Source organism: Pandoraea aquatica (genome assembly GCF_902459565.1).
GTDB lineage: Bacteria > Pseudomonadota > Gammaproteobacteria > Burkholderiales > Burkholderiaceae > Pandoraea > Pandoraea aquatica.
In genome coordinates, this window is record NZ_CABPSN010000003.1 from 399177 (window position 1) to 419216 (window position 20040).

Genomic DNA, 20040 nt, shown 5'->3' on the forward strand with positions numbered 1-20040 from the left:
GATTAAGCTGACGAATCAGCGAATCGCCCGCCTGATTCTCAACGCTCAAGCCAGCGCCACCCGATTCATCACAAACGTCTGACGCGTTTCGAACCCCATGCGCTTGTAAAGCGCGATAGCGGTTTCGTTGTCATCCTTCACGTGAAGGAATGGGGTATCGCCGCGCGCTTTGATTTGTTGACGATGGATGTTCATCAGGCGTCCCGCGAGCCATTTGCCGCGGTGACGCTCGTCCACACACACCGCGCTGATTTCCACGTAACCGTCCAGACGCATGCGCTCGCCCGCCATCGCGATTAACTCGCCGTCGGCACGAATCCCGATGTAGTGACCCATCTCGATCGTGCGCTTGCCGAACGGCCCGGGACGCGTGCGCTCCGTCAGCGCGATCATCTCCGGCACATCGCTCACGCCGAGTTGTACAACCCCTTCTTCGTTAAGCGCGCCGACAGTACCCGCATCCACCATTTGAATCACCGAAAACACGTGATCGTGATGAATGCCGTCAATCGGCGGCAATGCTTCCAGCGACGGTAGAAACACAAAGCCACCTTGCGGGATGAGGGTAGCCAGCGCATGAAATGCCGCCTGCGTCGTATTTGCTACGCCAGCAAACGGCGCCACGTCGGCTTCGTATCGACGTGCCAATTCAGTTCCGTGCGCGAGTGCGGATTGCTTCGTCACCAGTGCATGCCACGTTGGATTGTCGAGACGGCAATGATTCGAGTGTTCCATGATCGTTTCCCTTGCTGATGCATTGATGTCGATTTAAACCGTGTGTCCGAGAATCGCCGTCGCGATTGAGACCGTCGCACCGAAACCCACAAGAAATGCCAGTGTGCGCACGACCGGAATACCGGCGACATAAACGACGTAATGCACGATGCGTGCGATCAGATACAGCTTCGCCGCGAAAACCGTGGCGGGCGTCGAAATTCCGTTCAGTGCGGCGATCAACACCAGCGGCGCAAAGACGGCGAGGTTTTCCACCGCGTTGGCATGCGCGCGCTTGGCACGTTGCATCCACGCTGGCGTCGCGGCCCCGGACGTCTGCCCGGCGACTTCCGGCACCGGGTTGGCCATCGCGCGCATCGGTCCGCGCAGCACGATCCCAGCCAGGATGTACGGAATCCACATGGCGGCCGTCAGCAATGCCACAAGGGTCAGGTAATACAGTTCTGGGGTGAGCTTCATGATGTCCCGGTCTCGGAAGTCGTTGAATATGAGGCGATTCTAGACATCCGGAGACGACAGGAATATAGTCGCAAATGACAATATTCGAGTCATTTACGACATGAAGATTTGCGTTTTTGCACTGGACGGCGCATTCGATACCGGCCTCACGGCGATCCTCGACACGCTGTGCACCGCCAACGAACTCGCGATGCTGCGCGGGGCCGATGTTCTGCCGTTCGACGTGAGCGTTGTCGGCACGAAGTCACGCATCCAAACGGCATTGGGGATGACGATGGCCGTCGAACCGGCGCGTGACGTCGAGCATTCGACCCAGTTGCCCGACTGGGTGGTCGTCCCCGCACTGAACGCCAAGCTGCCGGACATCCTCGTGCCCGCGCTGGCGCGACGCGACGTCCAAGACGCCAAGTCGTATCTGCGCACCTGGCGTGAGCAGGGCGTCGGCATCGCGGCGGCCTGTATCGGCACGTTCGTGGTGGCCGACAGCGGTTTGCTCGATGGCGAGGAGGCGACGACCACATGGTCGCTTGCACCGCTATTTCGTGAGCGATACCCGACGGTGAAGCTGAGCGATTCGCGAATGGTCGTGGAGTCGAACGGGCTGGTGACGGCCGGTGCAGCGATGGGGCATCTCGACCTCGCGCTGTGGTTTGTGCGGCAGGCCAGTCCCGAGCTGGCGTCGCACGTCGCGCGGTTCCTGCTGATCGACAACCGCTCGTCGCAGGCGCAGTACATCATCCCGGACTTTCTCGCGCATGCCGATCCGCTTGTCGAACGCTTCGAGCGATGGGCGCGCGAGCACATGTCGCAGGGCTTCTCGCTGGAGAGCGCTGCGCAGGCGTTAAATGTGCATGTGCGGACGTTGCAACGTCGCACGGAGCAGGTGCTCGGCAAGTCGCCGCTGGCGTTCTTTCAGGACCTGCGCATCCAGCGTGCGAGACAACTGGTGTCGAACGGCTGCGATCTCGACACCGTCGCGACGCAGGTCGGCTATGCGGATGCCTCCACGCTGCGCAATCTGCTCAGACGCAAACTCGGTCGCACCGTGAAGGAGCTTCGCAGCGACTGACGCTCAGAACCCGATCTGTTTGAGGAATTCGTTCACCGGACCCGACCACATCTTGCCGCCGTAGGTGAGCAGCATGTGACCGTCGTGGCCCGCGATGTCTTCCGTGTGGACGAACTTCGCCGGACTGCCCGACGCCGCGAAGGCGTCGAACCATTGTTTCGGCGCGTCCGGTCCCCAGTACTGGTCGTTGTGCGCATACAGCCAGAGCCCCGGGATCTTCGTCGTCTTGCCGAATTCACCGTAGACCGTCTTCATCTGCTCGGGATCGCAGCTGTGTTGCGGCGACAACTCGGGCGACCCGCCTGCGCCGCCGGAGAAGTTGATGTAACCGACGACGCCCGGCGGATTCGTGGCCGCTGTCGAGACGGTCGTGAAGCCACCGACCGAACGGCCTTCGAGCACCACGCGATTCTTATCCGCCCACGGCTGCGCCTGCACCCACTTCAACGCTGCAAGGTTCGCTTCGGCCGTGACCTTCGCGAGCTTCTCGAAGTCGGGACGTCGCACACATTGCCCGTTCTTGAACGACGAACCGGAGTTCTCCCGATCCGGCCCGCCCGTCAGACCGTAGCCGACGCGGATCGGCGCAACGATGGCGAACCCGCGCGCCAGCCAGAAACGCACGTGACCTTTGAGAATCGGCGCATCGAGTTTGGCGCGAACGAGTGGATCGCCGGCGCGTCCGTGTTCGAAGATCAGCACGGGGAACGGGCCGTTGCCCGCCGGTTTGTAGACTTCCGTGTGCATGGAGATGTCGCCACCGAAAGTGCTCGCCCCGGGCACGACGATGCCGACGATTTCAGGCTTGGGGTCCGTTTGCGACGGGGCGGCGTTTGCAGGCGGTGCTGAGGTGTCATCCGTCGCCGCGAACGACGTCGGCATCGAGACGAAGAGTGCGGCCAGCGCCGTGGCGCAAAGCGAACCGGTGCGCTTGAGCGCGAATGCAGCGAAGCGTGTCATATGAGAGACGACCGTGTGGGGGGGGCGGATGAGAGCCAGGTGGACGTGCAAACCGACGCTATCGTACTTCGCGGTGTGTGACAGCGACACTCATTCGAACGGCTGAGGATGTTTGCCTGTATGGGCAACGTCAGTCGGTGGTTTCGACGTCGTCGTCGGCATGCGCCACATCGACGATCTCTGTCGAATCCGTCGCAAAGTAGCGCCCGGGGGTGGTGTTGAAGGTGCGTCTGAACAACGCGATGAAGGCACTGGCGTTGTCGTACCCGAGGTCCAGCGCGACGGCCCCGACCGGTTGTCCAGCTGCGAGCAGTTCCAACCCGCGCAACAGACGGGCTCGCTGACGCCACACCGTGAACGTCAGCCCGGTCTCTTCGACGAAGCGTCGGCTCACTGTGCGCGTCGATGTGCTGGCCCAGTCGGCCCACGCGTCGAGCGAGCGGTCGTTGGCCGGATCGTCGATGAGGGCAGTGGCGATGCGCCGCAGGCGAGGGTGGCTCGGCATGGGCAGACGGAAGGCGTCGGCGGGGCTGACGGCGATCTCGTCGAGTATCACTTGCATGATGCTCAATTGCGCCCGATCCGGCTCACCCAGCGGCCACTGTGCAGCACGCGCCACGGCCTCGCGCAGCAGTCCGGACACCTCGATGGCACGTGGCTGATCCGGCAACCCGGCGCATTGATCCGGACGCACATACACCGCCCAGCCATTGAACGGCCCATGTGAGAAGGCCGCATGCGGGCAGTGCGGGGGCACCCAGACGGCACGCGACGTCGGCACGACCCATGTGCCGAGATTGGTGCGAACGGAGATCAGGCCGCTGAATAATCCGAGCAACTGTCCGGACGCGTGTTGGTGCGTCTGCGAGACACGCGGCACGCTTTCCCGGCCGACGAGCGCAATCAGCGGCGGGTCTTGCGCGTCCATGATCTGCACGCGCGCCATTTTCGGCTTCAGATGGTCGGGTAATTCCATGGCGTTATTTCGCTATTGAATGGCTTGGATAGTCTATCAGCGCCATTGGGCATCGCGATAAGCTCGTCGCATGTTTTCGAAGGAGCATCGCCATGTCGCTGCCAATCTATCCCGCCGGTTCCTCTGATGCTGCGCAGTCTCTGGCGTCCTCGACGTCGACCGATCCCGCTCACGTTGATCTCGATGCGCTGTACGACCCGCCATCCGAGGGGATCGTCAAAGGCGTGATGTCGCGCCTGTTGCCGTTCCATACGGCCTATCTCGATGTCGCGACGTTCTTCTGCGTGGCCACGGGCAATGCGCAAGGCCTCGACGCCTCACCGCGCGGCGGCGCACCGGGCTTCGTCAAAGTGCTCGACGAGAAGACGGTTGTGTTCGCAGACTGGCCGGGCAATAACCGCATTGCATCGCTGCGCAATCTGACCGAAGACGACCGCATCGGCATGTTGTTCCTGTTCCCGGGGCTGGAGGTCTTCATGCGCATCAACGGTCATGCGCGCATTGCCGTCGATCCGGTGTTGCTCGCGCAACTGAAGGAAGGTGAGCGCACGCCGAAGACGGCCATCGTCGTGAGTATCGACGAGGTGCTGTTTCACTGCGGCAAGGCGATCAATCGCGCGAAGCTCTGGCGTGCCGAGTCGCAACTCGACCGCAAGGCCGTACCGTCGATGGGGGATATGAAGGCGGCGCTCACAGGGATGGACCCTGCCCGCGCCAGCGAGATCGATGCGGGGTACTACCGCGCGGTGCGCGGCGACCTGTACTGATGACGGATGAACTGGCTGTGTGCGGCGACGCTTAGTTCTGTGTGCCGGCCGATTCTTGCGCGCGACGCAGACGCTCGCGGCTGTTCGTGAGGTGCGTGCGCATGGCGGCGCGTGCGGCTTCCGGATCGCGTCGCGAAATCGCGTTGTAGATGTCTTCGTGCTCGCGGTTCACGCGATTGAGATACGACACCTGATCGTCGTCGGCGAGCGCTGCCGAGTTCACGCGCGTGCGCGGAATGATCGTGTTGCCGAGTTGTTCGAGGATGTCGTGGAAATAGCGGTTGCCGGTCGCGCTCGCCACTTGCAGGTGGAAGGCGACGTCGGCCGTCACGGCATTGCCGGTGCGCTGACGCACGTGCATCTCGAAGTCGTCCAGCGCCTGACGCATCGCCTTGAGTTGCGCGTCCGTGCGACGGTTCGCCGCCAGACCGGCCGCTTCCGTTTCGAGCGAGATGCGCAGCTCCAGAATCGCCATCACGTCGAGCATCGTCAGAATGCTGTTCGTGTCGACTTGCAACGCGTTCTCACGCGGGGCTTCGAGCACGAAGGTGCCGATACCGTGACGCGTCTCCACCAGTTGCGCCGCTTGCAGCCGCGAAATCGCTTCGCGCACCACCGTACGGCTCACGCCCAGACTTTCCATGATGGCCGACTCGGTCGGCAGCTTGTCGCCCGGACGGAACGTACCGGCGCGAATCTGCTCGGACAAGGCACTCACCACCTCCTCCGTGAGGCTGCGAGACTTGCGGCGAGGACGTGCGGGCAACGGGCTGGTCATGGACATGGCGTCGGTTGGAATTGTGGGTGACGATAAAAAGCAAAAACGCCCCCAGTTTACCTTATCGACCGTCGCATACATACGACAACCGATAAGAATCGACCGCCAACGCCACAACCCAGACGCTACCGAGCACTGGCGGCCGAAAAGACTGCTTTGTGCGACTTCTCGCGACCACTCTCAAACACTTGCTGTCGTCCGGTCCGGCACGCGCACAGCGTCAGCCCGGACGGCGTTACACCTTAGGGACGTGCATCAGAAATCGACGCGAATCCCGAGCATGCCGACGAACTGCGAACTCGTCGCCGACGGCGTGCTGTTCTGCGAGTCGCCCACCACCGGACCGGCGTTGATGATGCTCACGCCGTTCGCCGAGATCGACTTGCCGTTGGCGTGTTGCCACGCTTCGAGCGCGTACAGCGACGTGCGCTTCGAGAGCGAGTACACCTGGGCGAGCGACACCTGATGGTAGGTCGCGGCATCGGTAATGCCGTTCGCCTTCGAAGCAGCCGTGTAGCTGTACGCCGCCGCCAGACGCCACTGCGGTGCGACGATCCACGACGCATGCACGCCCGCCGTGTTGAAGATCGCGCTGTCGTGGAAAAGCGACGCCGCGCCCGGCTTGTACTGCACGTTGCTGTAGCTCGCGCCCAGCGTCACGCTGCCGAGCGTGTAGATACCGGCCACCGCAATGTGTTGCAGCGAGTCGGCGGTGACATAGCCCTGATTGACCGCGGACGTGCCCGGCACCCCGGTGGACGAACCGTTCCACGTCGTGCCGCCGCCGATGTTGTTCAGGCGCAGGTAGCCCGCCGCCAACGACAACGGCCCGCCGTCGTAGCGCAACGCACCGGAGAACGTGTTGCCCTTGCCCATCGAACCGGCTTGACCGCCGAAGCCGTACTGAACGCTGGCCGTCACGCCCCACAGCACCGGCGACGTGTACGTCACCGAGTTGTTGATGCGGATGGTCGTGTCGAGGCCGTCGATATCGCCCGGGTGCGCGCCGGTCGCGCCCGTCACATACGCGACGGGGCCGATCGTGCCGACCATCAGGTAGTACGGCGAGTACTGACGACCGATCGTGACCGTGCCGGCCTGCGCGTTCTTCACACCGACGAATGCCTGACGGTTGAACATCACGCCCGACGAGCTGAACGCGCCGTTGTTCACGTCAAAGCCGTTTTCCAACTGGAAGAGTGCGCTGGTGCCCCCGCCCAGATCTTCCGTACCGCGCAGGCCCCAGCGGCTACCCGCGAGGTTGCCGTTGCGCAGATAGGTGTTCGACTTGCCGTTCTGATTGCTGCTGTAGGTCAGTGCATCGTCGACGATCCCGTACAGCGTCACGTTCGACTGTGCGAACGCCGGCATTGCACCGGCGGCGAGACCGGCCAATACGAGCCCGGCAAACAGTTTCGAATGTCTCACGACTTCTCCTCTTGTGATGTGTTTTCTTGGACTTCGCGTACTTCGTTTTTGTGTGAAGCGGGTGCTGCTTTGGTGGTGCTGCCGTGGTGTTCTGTCGGGAGGGCGCTGGCGTGGATGAACACGCAAAAGTGCGCTCAAAAACGCGGTGCCTTGCCGCTCCAGTCGGGGCGGTACTTGCGCATCTGCACTGCGTCGTTGCGCGTGCGCAGGCCGCAGCGCAGGTACTGCTCGTGGAGCTTCGCCAGTTGGTCCTGATCGATTTCGAGTCCGAGTCCGGGCACCTTCGTGACGGCGACCGCGCCGTTGCGAATCGCGATCTTGCCGCCGCGCACCACTTCCTCATCGGCTTCCTGCCAGGGGTAGTGCGTGTCGCAGGCGTAGGACAGACGCGGCACGCTCGCGGCCAGATGCGTCATCGCCATCAGGCTGATGCCGAGGTGCGAGTTCGAGTGCATCGACAAGCCGATGTCGAACGTCTCGCACATGCGCGCGAGCAGCTGCGTGTCGCGCAGTCCGCCCCAGTAGTGGTGATCGGAGAGGATGATCTGCGCGCCGTTCAGGCGCACGTTCTCGCGGAACTGCCGCAGATCGGTGACGACCATGTTCGTGGCGAGCGGCATGCCCGTCGCACGATGCAGCTCCGCCATGCCTTCGAGCGTGGGCGTGGGGTCTTCGTAGTATTCGAGATCGTCGGCCAGCTCGCGCCCCATGGCAATCGCCGTGGGCAGCGACCAGTTGCCGTTCGGATCGATGCGCAGCGGCTTGTCGGGGAACGCGCGCTTGAGGGCCTTCAGGCACTTCACTTCTTCGGCCGGTTCCAGCACCCCGGCCTTGAGCTTGATGCTGCCGAAGCCGTACGTGTCGATCATGAAGCGCGCTTGAGCGACGAGCTGCTCGGCGTTCAACGTCTCGCCCCAGCTATCCGGCGCGTACGGCGAATCGATGTGCTGCGCGTACTTGAAGAACAGATACGCGCTGTACTGCACTTCCTGACGCACCGCGCCGCCGAGCAGTTCGACGAGCGGAATCCCCAGATGCCGCGCCTGCAAATCGAGAAACGGGACTTCGAACGCGGAGTAGAGCTTCTCGGCGTCCTTGCGCGGGTCGGTGCCCGGCGCGAGTTCGTATTCCACGCGCTCGCCGCGAACACCCTGACGCACGACCGAGGCGACCCGCTCGCGCAATCCGTTCGTGTCGAACGGGTCCATGCCGATCAACAGCGGACGTGCGTTTTCGAGTAGCGCGAGTACCGGCGCATCGCCATAGGTTTCGCCCAGTCCGACGTGCCCGTTATCCGTCTCGATTTCGATGATCGAGCGCAGGGCATACGGTTCGTGAATGCCCGCAGCATTGAGTAGCGGCGGGTCGCGAAAGGCAATCGGGGTGATCGTGATGCGCTGAATTTTCACGGCAACTTTTCCTTGGTCTCCACCGGGAACGGGGCGGCGGTGGCGACGTCTATCTCGCGGTTTGTGTAACTTTTACGTCATCGTATGACTGGCCGTAATTTAGGTGACGCACTGGCCGTGTCTCTATCGGTGAAATCCCTGACGAAATGCTCGGCATCCTGATGAAATCGAGGTTTAAAGCCTGTTAAAACAAGGATTTCTCGATTTATAAGGGAAACCTCTGGGGTGATTAGGCATGTCTCCCAATTGCAAATTGGATATCTCAGTCATATGATGACTTACGAGAAATTTAACCAAAGGAGACAGCATGAGCTTCAGCCGCAGGGGATTCTGGCAACGCACGCTCGGTGCGGTGGCATGTGCCGCAGTACTGGGAAGCTTCGCAAGCACGGCAACCGCTGCACCGGTTGCACTGAACATCGTCGACGTGGCCGGTAATCTCGCGCTCACGCAGAAGGGCTTCGAGGCTTTCCGCGACAAGTACCCGGATCTCGTCTCCAAGATCACCTTCACCAATGCGCCCGCGCCGCAACTGCCGGGCAAAATCAAGGCCATGCAGGCCGCGGGTCGCTCGGACATCGATATCGTGCTGACGGGGACCGACGCGCTCGCCGCCGGCATCCAGCAAAACCTCTGGCAACGCCTGCTGCCCGACTACAGCGCGAAGCTGCCGGGCGTGCTCGACAAGTACGCGCCGAACGTGCGCGCGATGCAGGAGTTGTCGAAGGGCTACGGCCTGGCCGTCACGTTCATGCCTGCGGGTCCGCTCGTTGAATACAACCCGGCCAAGGTGACGAATCCGCCGAAGACGCCCGCCGAACTGCTGTCCTGGTGCAAGGCAAATCCGGGCAAGTTGATTTACGCACGTCCGGCCAACTCGGGCCCGGGCCGCACGTTCCTGATGGGCCTGCCGTATCTGCTCGGCGACAAAGATCCGCACGACCCGGTCAAGGGATGGGACAAGACGTGGGCGTTCCTGAAGGAACTCGACGCGTGCATTCCGTACTACCCGGGCGGCACGTCGGCGGTGATGAAGGAGCTGGGTGAAGGCAGCCGCGACATGACGCTCACCGTCACCGGCTGGGACATCAATCCGCGTGCGCTGGGCATCGTGCCGGCGACGTTCAAGATTCAATCGTTCGACAAGTTCACGTGGGTCAACGACGCGCACTACATGGTCGTGCCCAAGGGTGTGGCGAAAGAGAAGATGGAGGTGATCCTCAAGCTGATCAACTTCATGCTCGAACCTGCTCAGCAGGCGCTCACGTATGACGACGGCTACTTCTATCCGGGCCCGGCGGTAAAGGACGTGCCGCTGTCCGCCGCACCTGCGAAGAGCCAGGAAACGATCGCGAAGTACGGCCGTCCGGAATACGCGAAGCTCATCGCCGATTTCCCGCACGCCGTGCCGCTCGATGCGACGGCGATGGTGGCTGCATTCCAGAAATGGGATGCCGAAATCGGTTCGCTGAAGTCGAAATAAGGGTTGCGTCATGAAGCACAACTTTCAGCAACTGCGCCTCGACCACGTGGCGCGCAGCTTCACCAACGCCGAGGGTCAGTCGGTGGCCGCGTTGAACGGCCTCGACCTGACCATCGAGCGTGGGGAGTTCATCGCACTGCTGGGGCCTTCGGGCTGCGGCAAGTCGACGGCGCTCAACTGCATTGCCGGACTCACGCCGCTCACGGGCGGCGCGATCTGGCTCGACGATGAGCGCATCGACGTGCTGCCCAGCGAGAAGCGGGGCTTCGGCATGGTGTTCCAGAACTACGCGCTGTTCCCGCACATGAGCGTGCTCGAGAACGTGGGCTTCGGTCTTCGGATGCGCGGTGTGCCGCGCGCCGAGATCGAGAAGCGCGCCCGCGAAGCCTTGCAGCTCGTGCAACTCGTCGGGCACGAACGCAAGTTGCCGGGGCAGTTGTCGGGCGGTCAGCAACAACGTGTCGCGATTGCGCGTGCCATCGTGATCGAGCCGCCGGTTGTGCTCATGGACGAACCGCTGTCGAACCTCGACGCGAAGCTGCGTATCGAGATGCGCGCCGAAATTCGCCGCATTCACGGCAAGCTCGACCGCGCGACGATTTACGTCACGCACGATCAGGACGAAGCGCTCTCGATGGCTGATCGCATCGTCGTGATGAAAGAGGGCGTGGTGCAGCAGATCGGTGCGCCGCGCGACGTGTACGGCCGCCCGCGCAATCTGCACGTGGCGCGCTTCATGGGCTATCGCAATGTGCTCGACGTGTCGATCACGTCGGCGCAGGGCGAGCATGCGCGCGTGTCGTGCGGCGGGGCGTCGTTCGACGGTGTGCTCATGGAGCCGCCGGCCAGCGGTGGCAAGGTCGAGGGCAAGGTTTCGGTGGCGATCCGTCCGGACGATTTCGAGCGCGCACCGGCTGCCAACGACAACGCCTTCGAAGTGGTGGTCGAGACGGTGGAGTACGGCGGTCGCGATTCGCTGCTGCGCGTGGCGTCGCCGTTCGGTCAGCTGTACGCGCGTTTGCCGGGCGATTACGCCGTCGGCGAGCGCGTGCCGCTGCGCGTGCCGGCCGACCGTACGCTCGTCTACGCCGGGGAACGGGCATGAGTGCCGCCGCTTCTGTGTCGATGACACCGGCGGCGCGTGCCGACGGGCGCGGTTGGCTCGTCGCGCCCGCGCTCGTGTGCCTGATCGCGATGTTCGTGTATCCGTTCGCGTACGGTCTGTTCCTGTCGTTTCAACCGATGGAGGGCGGCGGCGTTTTCGCGAACTATCTGAAATTCTTCACCGAGCCGACGCTGTGGCCGACGGTGCTCATCACGCTCAAGCTCGCCGTGCCGGCGACGCTGATCAACGTGGGGGCATCGATCCCGGCGGCGTTCGCGTTGCGCAAGAGCACACGGGCGTCGAAGTTCGTGACGATGCTGCTCGTCGTTCCCGTGACGCTCGGCACTGTGCTGATCGCCGACGGCATGCTGACCTACTACGGGCCGAACGGCTGGTTCCCGCAGGCGTTGCACGCGTTGGGGCTGTATCACGATGAAGTGCGTCTCACGCACAACTACTGGGGCGTGCTGATCTCGCTGGTGATCTCGGGCTTCCCGTTCGCGTTCCTGCTGATTCTGTCGTACGTCACCGGTATCGATCCGACGCTCGCACGTGCAGCCGGTACGTTGGGTGCCGGGCCGTGGCAGCAATTCCGCCTGATCTATCTGCCGCTGCTGGTGCCGGGTCTGACGATGGCCGCGTGCCTGTCGTTCGTGCAGGCGTTCTCGGTGTTCCCGTCGGCCGTGCTGCTCGGCGTGCCCGCAGGGGCGACGCGCGTGGTGTCGATTGCCGCGTACGAAGCCGCGTTCGAGAGCTACGACTATTCGCTCGCCTCGTGCGTGGCGATCGTGATGGGATTCGTGCAGTTGCTGATCGTGGCGGGCATGCTCGGCGCGCGCCGGGCGTTCTATAGCGGTCCGACCACGGGAGGCAAGGGATGAGTGTTGCAGACAAGAATCCGGCCGGTACGCTGGCCGCGCAGAACGGAGATTTCATGACAACGCAGGCACCCGTCAGCCAGTCGGCAGTCGCACCCGAAGCCCGGCGCAAGATGCGCCGCGAAGGGCCGGGCTCGCGTCTGTGGCGCGTGCTGGTCTGGGGCACGATGATCTTCTTCCTCGTGAATGTGGCGCTGATGATCGCCACCGTCACGATGAACTCGTTCGCGACGCGTTGGTTCGGCACGCCGCTGCCCGAAGGCTTCACGTTGCATTGGTACGCACAGGCCTGGCGCGATTTTCAACTCGCCGATGTGCTGTGGGTGACAGTCGAGGTCGTGGGCGCGGTCGTACTGTTGTCGATTGCGCTGGGCGTGCCTGCGGCGTATGCGTTGGCGCGGGCGCAGTTCCCCGGCAAGAAGCTCGCGATGCTGGTGTTTCTGCTGCCGCTGATGGTGCCGCCGGTGACCTACGGCATTCCGATGGCGACGGTGCTCTACAAGGTCGGGCTGGGCGGCACGCTCACGGGGGTGATTCTCGCGAACCTCGTGCCGTCGCTGCCGTTCGTGATTCTGGTGATGACGCCGTTCATCGAGCAGATCGATCCGAACCTCGAAGCCGCGGCGCGCATCTTCGGTGCGAACACGCTGAAGTACTTCCGTCACGTGCTGCTGCCGTTGCTGGTGCCGGGCATTCTCGCGGCGGGTCTGCTCGTGCTCGTGCGCACCATCGGCATGTTCGAGCTGACGTTCTTCACCGCCGGCCCGGACACGCAGACGCTGGTCGTTGCGCTCTACTACGCGGTGTTCTCGACCGGCGTGAGAGCCCCACAGTCCATCGATGCCATGGCGATGATCTACATGGCCATCACACTGCTGTGGGTGCTCATCGCGCTGCAATTCGTGAGTCCGACGCAGTTGGTCAGTCGCGTCAAGGAAGCGCCGAAGGGCGAGTGATCGCAGCGTCTGCATTGTTGCTACCGTTGCTACCGTTGGCATAGGCCGCTTCCAGCTGGAAGCGGCCGACCGACAGCGTGAGCGCCTGCGCCTGTTGCTGCAACATCTGCGCGGCCGCGCCCGCATCCTCCACCAGCGCCGCGTTGTGCGACGTCACCTGATCCATCAGCGCAATCGCGCGATTCACTTCTTCGATCCCCTGTTTCTGCTCGTGGCTGGCGGCGCTGATTTCGTCCATCGCGTTGCTGACCTGCTTCACGCGCGCGACGATCTCGCGCATGGTGTTGCCCGCGTTCTGCACGAGCGTCGTGCCCGAGGCGACTTCCGCAACGGATGCATCGATCAGTTGCTTCACTTCCTTCGCGGCGGCCGAGCTGCGTCCGGCGAGGCTGCGCACTTCTGCGGCGACCACCGCGAACCCCTTGCCCTGTTCGCCCGCACGCGCGGCTTCGACGGCGGCGTTCAGCGCGAGGATGTTCGTCTGGAAGGCGATGCCTTCGATGACCGCGATGATGTCCACGATCTTGCGCGAGGATGTGTCGATCGACGACATCGTCGTGACCACTTGCTCGACCATGTCACCGCCTTGCTCCGCCATCTCGGCGGCGCGGTGGGCGAGATCGTTGGCGCCGCGCGAGTTGTCGTCGTTCTGGCTGACGGTCGACGTCAGCTCTTCCATTGCAGCAGCGGTCTGCTCCAGCGAACTGGCCTGCTCGGCCGTGCGCGCAGCAAGGTCGCGATTGCCAGCGGCGATGCGGTGGCTGATCGCGGTGACATCGTGCGACGCATGGCGCACTTGCGTGACCGCATGGCGCAGATTCGTTGCCATCTCCGCGAGCGACGCCATGATGCTCGTGTCGTGTTCGCGGTTCGCTTTGTTTGCCGAGTTAGATGCATTAGACGCGTCACGTCCGACGTCGAACTCGTGATACAGCTCGCCACGGTCCACGGCCAGCGCGAGCGCTTTGACGTCGTCCGGCTCTGCGCCGAGCGCGCGTCGCAACTGACGCGTAATCAGAAACGCCATGACCGCGCCGCACGTCAGCGCGACGAGCACCAGCGCGAGCATCACCGTCTGAAAGCCATGCGCGCTCGCGACGGCGGCCATCGACTCCGTATGACTCGTGCGGTCTTCGAGATCGATCATGCGGTTGATGGCCGCGAGCCAGTCGACGAAGGCCGGGCGCGCCTGTTCGAGGACGAGACGACGCGCGCCGTCGAGGTCGCCCGCGCGGCGCAGCGTGATCACCTGCGCAATGATCGGCTGCGTGCGCGCTTCGATGGACTTGATCGCGGCGAGATCGTCGCGTTCTTCGGCGCTTACGTGGTCGGCGTTGGACGGCGCGAAGAGCGTGTCCATCGGTCCGGCAGAGCGCTGATAGTCGGCGTTCAGACGCTCGATGAGCGCGACGATTTCGTCGACATGACTGTCGTCGGCCAGCGTGATGTCGCGCACGGCGATGGCGCGGTCGTGCACGCTGCCGCGAAAGTTCACGGCGTACTGCTGCTTCACATTGTTGTTGTCGCTGATGTTCGTGAGCGTGCGCTCGATGCCGTGCACGCGCAGCACGGCGAGCGCGGCCAGCGCGAGCATCATCGCGAGAATGACGGTGAAGCTCAGCCCGAGCCGGGCGGCCACGCTCATTCGGGGCTGTCGGGGTAACGAGGTCGGCTGAGCGGCGTGCGAAGCGGCGAATGCAGATGCGCTGGATGAGGCGTTCATGTGAATGTGTCCGGTCTGATCTTTTTTATACCTGACGCGCGCGAGTGTGTATCGCAGCGCGTCGGTGCGCGGGTGGGCGCATTGCCCGACGGGCAAACGTCTGGCAGACGGCGATTATTCCGTCTGCACGGTGTCGATAGAGGTCAACGGTTCGTTGAGGCGACGCGCTTGAGCATGCGTTGTGCCAGGCGGACCCCGCACGGGATCAGGTGCGGCCTGGACCATCCGTCGTGCTGCGATGCAGCAATAAATATCTTAAGAAAGGTGTGGAATAAAGGGTCGGCGCGAAACGTTCAGAGAGTGTCGACAACGACATTTCACTCAGGAGCCAAAGTCATGAACCAACGTCAATCGATGTCCGCTGTTCTCACCAGCCTCGTGGCTGCCGCCGGTCTGTTCGCTGCTGCTGCGGCCCACGCGGAAGCCCCGCTCAAGACGGCCGACGGCATGCTCGTCGACGCGCAGAACCGCACCGTCTATACGTTTGACAACGATGTGGCAGGCAGCGGCAAGAGCGTTTGCAACGGCGGATGCGCGACGGCCTGGCCGCCGGTGATGGCCGATGGTGGTGCGAAGGCCGAGGGCAATTATTCGATCGTCACGCGCGACGACGGCATGAAACAGTGGGCCTACAAGGGCAAGCCGCTGTACCTGTTCGCGAAGGATGCGGCCGCCGGCGACAAGAAGGGCGACGGCTTCAAGGACGTGTGGCACGTTGTCAAGCCCTAAGCGGGCGCTGACGGCATTCTGGCGGCATCCGGACGGGGATCGAGCGTGTTGGCATATCGGCGGGCTGGGAGCGCGCATGCAAAGTCGCGTCGGCTCAGTATAATTTCGCGGCAGGTGCCAGCGGTACTCGCTGGCGATGCTTCGGACTGGGTGGCTGTCACGCACCCGCCGCCAGGAAATTCGCCGATGACCGGTCAGGATTTACCCAGCTTGCTTCCGGGCTTGCTGCCACGCCTCTGGGCGTTCGCCTTGCGCATTACGGGCGATCGTCATGATGCCGAGGATCTTGTGCAACGCGCTTGCGTGCACGCGTTGGAGCGCGTGCACCAGTGGCAGCCGGGATCCTCGGCGTTGAGCTGGATGTTCAGCATCGTGCATACGACGTGGATCAACGAGATCCGCGCGCGGCGCGTTCGTTCGCGCGGCAGTCTGGCGTGGGACGAAGCCGACGTCGATGCGATTCCCGATTTTCAGGCGTCCACGCCCGAAGAACTGGCCAGTTGCCATCAGGTCTTCGGTGCGGTCGACCGTCTGCCCGAAGCGCAGCGTCTCGTGCTGCTGCTCGTGGCGGTGGAGGGGATGAGTTATCAGGAAGCGGCAGAAGTGCTCGACGTGCCCATCGGCACGGTCATGAGCCGTCTGTCGCGCGCACGCCGTACCATCGGCGACCAGTTTCGTAACCCCGAGGGGCAACCCCGCACGGCCGAGCACACCCTTCGTGGTGGCGCGGCCGCTGGCGCACGTGAGGAGGACGCGTGATGAACGAAGACGATATCCGCCTGCTCGCTTACGTGGACGACGCGCTGCCCCCGGCGCAGCGTGCGGAAGTGGAAGCGGCCATTGCCGCGTCGCCCGAACTGGCCGACGCGGTTGCGTCGTTGCGGGCCTCGCGTCTGCCGTATCGCGAGACGTTCGCAGCGCAAGTGATTCCGCCGGTGCCGCAGAGTCTGAGCGCCGGTCTCGACGCACTCCTGCGCGAACACGCGCAACGACAGGCATCGCCGTCGGCGCACGGCGACGCTCGGCAAGACACGCACGCGTCCGAACCCGTCAAATCGACCTCGTCAGCGACGCCCGTGCGTGTCGACGCCACGCACAACGTGCCCGCCGCGAACGATGCGCCTGTCGGACGACGCGTGCGCCCGTGGTGGCTCGCGGCGGCCTTCGCAGCCGGTGTGGCGGCGACGGCGATTACGCTGCCGCTGATGTCGGGCGTGCTGAATCGCTCGGGTGCGGGGGGCTTCATGACGGCGTCAGTCACGCCAGCGCCGGCACAGGGCCGGACGTGGGTGCGCGCCGCTGCCGAGTACCAGCAGTTGTATGCGCGTGACACGGTGGCATCGATTCACGTCGATGACAGCGACACCGAGCGCACCGTCAACGAGATCCATCAGAACGACAAGCTCGACATCAGCGTGCCCGACCTGCGCTCGCAGGGGCTGACGTTCAAGCGCGTGCAGCGTCTGCGCTGGCAGGACCGTGCGCTGGTGCAGATGGTGTATCTCCCGGCGACGGGCGATCCTGTCGCGCTGTGTGTGGTGCGCGATACACGTCCCGACCAGAGCGTGGCGGAACAGCAGATCGACAAGATGGGCGTAGTGACGTGGCGCAAGGGCCAGATCGGCTACGCGCTCATCGGTGCGCACGGATCGACCGATCTCAAAGCGGTGGCGAAAGCGCTGGCCGACGGTCCCGTCTCGCCGCTTTACGGCATGTTGATGCTGCCTGATACGACGTCGCCGCATAAGGCTTCATAACGGCAGTCGTCCATTACACGCACGTCGCACGAAGCACGAAAACAAACGCCCTCGAATCCGAGGGCGTTTGTCATTGCGGGACAGCGATCCTAGTCAAGCTTGCGCGAGCGCGCCGTCGCGAAGTCGCCACAGACCGAGCGGATTGCCCTCCTGCAAGGCTTCGGGCAACAGGGCGTCCGGCAGATCCTGATAGCACACGGGACGCAGGAAGCGATCGATGGCCGATGCGCCAACCGACGTGAACATCGCGTTCGACGTTGCCGGGAACGGGCCGCCGTGCACCATCGCGTGACACACCTCGACGCCAGTCGGGAAACCGTTGGCGAGAATGCGTCCGGCGCGACGCTCCAGACTCGGGAGCAAGCGGCGCGCATTAGCCGTGTCGCCCGCGTCGAGTTGCAGCGTGGCCGTCAACTGGCCTTCCAGACGTTCCGTGATGGCGATCATTTCGTCGACCGTGTTGCAGGCGATCACGACCGAGGCCGGGCCGAACATTTCGTCGTGCAGCGCCGGTGTCGCGAGGAACTCGGCGGCCGTCGTGCGGAAGAGGGCCGCCTGACCCTGACACGCACCGCCTGCCTGACCGCGCGCGACGAGCGTCACGTTCGGTTCGTCGGTCAGACGGGCGACACCCTTGTCATACGCCTGATGAATGCCCGGCGTGAGCATGGTGCCTGCGGCCTTGACTGTGAGCGCATCGGAGGCCGTCTGGCAGAAGCGTTCGAGCGCGTCGCCCGCGAGGCCGAGGACCAGCCCCGGATTCGTGCAGAACTGACCGACACCCATCGTCAGCGAGTCGACGAAGCCCTTCGCGATGGCGCCCCCACGGGCGGCCAGCGCTTCGGGCAACAGGTACACCGGGTTGATGCTGCTCATCTCGGCGTACACGGGGATCGGCACGGCGCGCGACTGTGCGATGCGTTGCAGTGCGAGACCGCCGTTACGCGATCCGGTGAAGCCGACCGCTGCAATCGCGGGATGCGCCACCAGTGCCTCGCCCACAGCACGCTCGCCGACGAGCAGCGAGAACACGCCTTCCGGCAGATCGAGCTTCTGCACGGCCGAGCGCACGGCGCGTGCGACAAGTTCCGACGTCCCCAAGTGCGCGGAGTGCGCCTTCACGATCACCGGGCAGCCAGCGGCGAATGCCGACGCCGTATCGCCACCTGCCACCGAGAACGCCAGCGGGAAGTTGCTCGCGCCGAACACCGCCACCGGACCGAGGCCGATCTTCGCCAGACGCAGGTCGCTGCGCGGCAGCGGTTCGCGTGCCGGTTGGGCGGGGTCGATGGTGGCGTCGAGGAAGTGTCCGTCGCGCACCACGCGGGCGAACATCCGCAACTGACCGACGGTGCGGCCGCGCTCGCCTTGCAGACGCGCGACGGGCAGGCCGGTCTCGGCGTGGCCGCGCTCGATGAGGGCGTCGCCCAGATCGAGAATCTCTTGCGCGACGGCCTCCAGAAACTCGGCACGCTTCGCCAGCGGCAACGCGCGGAACGGATCGAAGGCCGCGCGCGCCAGTTCGCACGCACGCTCGACGTCCTGCACGGTGCCCGCGCCGAACGACGGCGTCAGGCGCTCGCCACGCGACGGGTCGAACGCTTCGAGCGTTCCCGCACTGCCGCGCACGTCGGCGCGGCCGATCAACATCTCACCGGTGATCTGCATGCGGGGCCCCTTAGCCTTCGACCTTCTTGATCAGCGCGTCGAGCGCGGCAAGTTCGTCGGGCAGCAGGTCGGTCAGCGGTGCGCGCACCGGACCGGCGTCGCGGCCAACCAGCTTGGCACCCGCCTTGACGATGCTCACGGCGTAGCCTGCGCGACGGTTGCGAATCTCCAGATACGGCAGGAAGAACACGTCGAGCAGGTGGCCGATGGTCTCCTGATCGTTGTTGCACACGGCGCGGTAGAACTTCATCGCCGTCTTCGGAATGAAGTTGAACACGGCCGACGAGTACACCGGCACGCCCAGCGCGCGGTAGGCTGCTGCGTAGACTTCTGCCGTCGGCAGGCCACCCAGATACGAGAAGCGATCGCCCATGCGGCGACGGATCTGCACCATGCGCTCGATGTCGCCCACGCCGTCCTTGAAACCGATCAGGTTCGGGCAGTTCTCGGCCAGTCGCTCAAGCTGGTCCGCGCCGAGCTTCGAGTTCGCGCGGTTGTAGACGATCACGCCGATGTTCACGGCCTTGCAGACCTGTTCGACGTGCGCGGCGATGCCGTCGAGGCTGGCTTCCGTCAGATAGTGCGGCATGAGCAGCACACCCTTCGCGCCCAGACGCTCGGCTTCCTTCGCGTATTCGATGGCCAGACGGGTCGGGCCGCCAGCGCCCGCGAGAATCGGCACCTTACCCGCACACGTGTCGACGGCCGTCTTGATCACGGCGCTGTAATCCTGCGGCGTGAGCGAGAAGAATTCGCCCGTGCCGCCGGCGGCGAAGAGCGCCGTCGCGCCGAACGGCGCAAGCCACTCCAGACGCTCGGCGTAGCCGCGTGCGTTGAAGTCGCCGTTCGCGTCGAAGTCGGTCACGGGGAAAGACAACAAGCCGTCCGAGACGATTTGCTTGAGTTCTTGAGGTGCAGTCATTTCAAGAGTTCCTGTCGGCTGAAGGGCCGGATTCGATGAATAAAGAAGGCGCTCAACCAGCGCTCGGCGCTGAGTTATATGTCATCGTATAACATGTGATGAGACCGGACAAGAGGCTGACCTGTCGAATGGCAGTGGGATAAACCCGCAAAAGGCGTGGGAAGGGTTTTTCCCGATTCGCGCAGAGGCCCGTAAAGCCACGCATTGCCGGGATTCTAGATGTATGATGACACATAAG

19 protein-coding genes are annotated in these 20040 nt (G+C 63.9%); 9 read left to right on the forward strand and 10 right to left on the reverse strand.

Going from position 1 to position 20040, the window contains the following annotated elements; translation table 11 throughout:
- Positions 1-45: 45 nt before the first annotated feature.
- On the reverse strand, positions 46-735 hold the full coding sequence (locus PAQ31011_RS12600; RefSeq protein WP_150576145.1) for a GNAT family N-acetyltransferase: 690 nt from the start codon (positions 733-735) through the stop codon (positions 46-48).
- Positions 736-768: 33 nt separating this feature from the next.
- Positions 769-1194 (reverse strand): MAPEG family protein, encoded by a 426-nt coding sequence (locus PAQ31011_RS12605; RefSeq protein ID WP_150576146.1) that lies wholly within the window; start codon positions 1192-1194, stop codon positions 769-771.
- A 100-nt stretch (positions 1195-1294) separates the two neighbouring features.
- On the opposite strand from PAQ31011_RS12605, the gene PAQ31011_RS12610 reads away from it, so the two are divergent.
- Complete coding sequence (locus PAQ31011_RS12610; RefSeq protein ID WP_150576147.1) at positions 1295-2263, forward strand: GlxA family transcriptional regulator; 969 nt, start codon at positions 1295-1297, stop codon at positions 2261-2263.
- A 3-nt stretch (positions 2264-2266) separates the two neighbouring features.
- Here the strand turns inward: PAQ31011_RS12610 and PAQ31011_RS12615 are convergent, their stop codons facing one another.
- Positions 2267-3223 (reverse strand): alpha/beta hydrolase family protein, encoded by a 957-nt coding sequence (locus tag PAQ31011_RS12615; protein WP_246179529.1) that lies wholly within the window; start codon positions 3221-3223, stop codon positions 2267-2269.
- 130 nt (positions 3224-3353) lie between these two features.
- Complete coding sequence (locus PAQ31011_RS12620) at positions 3354-4199, reverse strand: AraC family transcriptional regulator (RefSeq protein WP_343031671.1); 846 nt, start codon at positions 4197-4199, stop codon at positions 3354-3356.
- Positions 4200-4291: 92 nt separating this feature from the next.
- Here PAQ31011_RS12620 and PAQ31011_RS12625 point away from each other — a divergent pair, with 92 nt between their 5' ends.
- A complete protein-coding gene (locus PAQ31011_RS12625) occupies positions 4292-4966 on the forward strand; it encodes a pyridoxamine 5'-phosphate oxidase family protein (RefSeq protein ID WP_150576148.1) in 675 nt (224 codons plus the stop codon).
- Positions 4967-4997: 31 nt separating this feature from the next.
- On the opposite strand, the gene PAQ31011_RS12630 is transcribed toward PAQ31011_RS12625, so the two are convergent.
- From PAQ31011_RS12630 to PAQ31011_RS12640, 3 genes are all read right to left on the reverse strand, one after another.
- Positions 4998-5744: a FadR/GntR family transcriptional regulator gene (locus PAQ31011_RS12630; RefSeq protein WP_039404139.1), complete on the reverse strand. Its 747-nt coding sequence runs from the start codon at positions 5742-5744 to the stop codon at positions 4998-5000.
- Between the two features lie 255 nt (positions 5745-5999).
- Complete coding sequence (locus tag PAQ31011_RS12635; RefSeq protein ID WP_281350003.1) at positions 6000-7172, reverse strand: porin; 1173 nt, start codon at positions 7170-7172, stop codon at positions 6000-6002.
- Between the two features lie 134 nt (positions 7173-7306).
- Complete coding sequence (locus PAQ31011_RS12640; protein ID WP_150576149.1) at positions 7307-8581, reverse strand: glucarate dehydratase family protein; 1275 nt, start codon at positions 8579-8581, stop codon at positions 7307-7309.
- 307 nt (positions 8582-8888) lie between these two features.
- Here PAQ31011_RS12640 and PAQ31011_RS12645 point away from each other — a divergent pair, with 307 nt between their 5' ends.
- The 4 genes from PAQ31011_RS12645 to PAQ31011_RS12660 are packed head-to-tail and all read left to right on the forward strand — an operon-like array spanning position 8889 to position 13003.
- Positions 8889-10064, forward strand: coding sequence for an ABC transporter substrate-binding protein (locus PAQ31011_RS12645; RefSeq protein ID WP_150576150.1), 1176 nt, complete (start codon positions 8889-8891; stop codon positions 10062-10064).
- A 10-nt stretch (positions 10065-10074) separates the two neighbouring features.
- A complete protein-coding gene (locus PAQ31011_RS12650; protein WP_150576151.1) occupies positions 10075-11169 on the forward strand; it encodes an ABC transporter ATP-binding protein in 1095 nt (364 codons plus the stop codon).
- Positions 11166-12050 carry an ABC transporter permease gene (locus PAQ31011_RS12655; RefSeq protein WP_150576152.1) on the forward strand — a complete coding sequence of 295 codons (885 nt, stop codon included), beginning with the start codon at positions 11166-11168 and terminating at the stop codon, positions 12048-12050. Before PAQ31011_RS12650 ends, PAQ31011_RS12655 begins: the two co-directional genes overlap by 4 nt.
- Positions 12051-12103: 53 nt before the next feature.
- On the forward strand, positions 12104-13003 hold the full coding sequence (locus PAQ31011_RS12660; protein ID WP_150576450.1) for an ABC transporter permease: 900 nt from the start codon (positions 12104-12106) through the stop codon (positions 13001-13003).
- On the opposite strand, the gene PAQ31011_RS12665 is transcribed toward PAQ31011_RS12660, so the two are convergent.
- Positions 12978-14648, reverse strand: a complete 1671-nt coding sequence (locus PAQ31011_RS12665) for a methyl-accepting chemotaxis protein (protein ID WP_246179530.1) — start codon at positions 14646-14648, stop codon at positions 12978-12980. The two genes, PAQ31011_RS12660 and PAQ31011_RS12665, sit on opposite strands and share 26 nt — an antisense overlap.
- 414 nt (positions 14649-15062) lie before the next feature.
- Between PAQ31011_RS12665 and PAQ31011_RS12670 the strand changes: the two genes are divergently transcribed.
- From PAQ31011_RS12670 to PAQ31011_RS12680, 3 genes are all read left to right on the forward strand, one after another.
- Positions 15063-15455: a COG4315 family predicted lipoprotein gene (locus PAQ31011_RS12670; protein WP_150576154.1), complete on the forward strand. Its 393-nt coding sequence runs from the start codon at positions 15063-15065 to the stop codon at positions 15453-15455.
- A gap of 186 nt (positions 15456-15641) precedes the next feature.
- Positions 15642-16214: an RNA polymerase sigma factor gene (locus PAQ31011_RS12675; protein ID WP_150576155.1), complete on the forward strand. Its 573-nt coding sequence runs from the start codon at positions 15642-15644 to the stop codon at positions 16212-16214.
- Positions 16214-17212, forward strand: coding sequence for an anti-sigma factor family protein (locus PAQ31011_RS12680; RefSeq protein ID WP_150576156.1), 999 nt, complete (start codon positions 16214-16216; stop codon positions 17210-17212). Before PAQ31011_RS12675 ends, PAQ31011_RS12680 begins: the two co-directional genes overlap by 1 nt.
- Positions 17213-17305: 93 nt before the next feature.
- Here PAQ31011_RS12680 and PAQ31011_RS12685 read toward each other — a convergent pair whose 3' ends face one another.
- Together PAQ31011_RS12685 and kdgD are read right to left on the reverse strand one after the other, a co-directional pair.
- Positions 17306-18880, reverse strand: coding sequence for an aldehyde dehydrogenase (NADP(+)) (locus tag PAQ31011_RS12685; protein ID WP_150576157.1), 1575 nt, complete (start codon positions 18878-18880; stop codon positions 17306-17308).
- Between the two features lie 10 nt (positions 18881-18890).
- A complete protein-coding gene (gene kdgD / locus PAQ31011_RS12690; RefSeq protein ID WP_150576158.1) occupies positions 18891-19802 on the reverse strand; it encodes a 5-dehydro-4-deoxyglucarate dehydratase in 912 nt (303 codons plus the stop codon).
- Between the last annotated feature and the right edge of the window lie 238 nt (positions 19803-20040).